This is a genomic window from Vibrio sp. A37, from assembly GCF_059777565.1.
Genome location: NZ_JBLNLI010000080.1, coordinates 1 through 471, shown reverse-complemented (window position 1 = coordinate 471; position 471 = coordinate 1). Strand labels below are relative to the sequence as shown.

Sequence of the window (471 nt, the reverse complement as noted above, 5' to 3'; positions counted from 1 at the left end):
AAGCCCTCCGTCGCCAACGTATGCACGAGTTCCGAAAAGCCAAGACTCGACATGAAAAAGGGGTGATTAAGGGCTCGTTATTCTTGCTGCTGATGAACGCAGACAAACTAGATGAGAAGCAATCCGATAAGCTCGATGACTTACTGGAAGTCAACAAGAACTTATGTACGATGTACATGATGAAAGAGCAGCTTCAAGCGCTGTGGTCTGCGACATCCTATCGAGACATGAGTGACCGGTTAGACACGTGGTGTCAGCTCGCTAGGCGCTCGAAGCTTTTTGTACTCCATGACTTTGCTGACTCGCTCCAGTCGCATAAAGAAGGCATCTGTAACTATGCGAAATACGGGCTGACCAGCGCCCGAATCGAAGCTGGAAATGTATCAATTGGCCTGTTAAGAAAGCGAGCAAGAGGAATCAGGGACACAGAATACTTCAAGTTAAAGATACGGCAAATATCAGTGAAAGAAA

The 471-nt window shown here is 46.9% G+C and carries 1 protein-coding gene; it reads left to right on the top strand.

Annotation, left to right across the window (positions count from 1 at the left end; genetic code table 11):
- A partial coding sequence (locus tag ACM2FC_RS23610) for a transposase (protein WP_498483472.1) occupies positions 1 to 471 on the top strand: 471 nt, incomplete at both ends.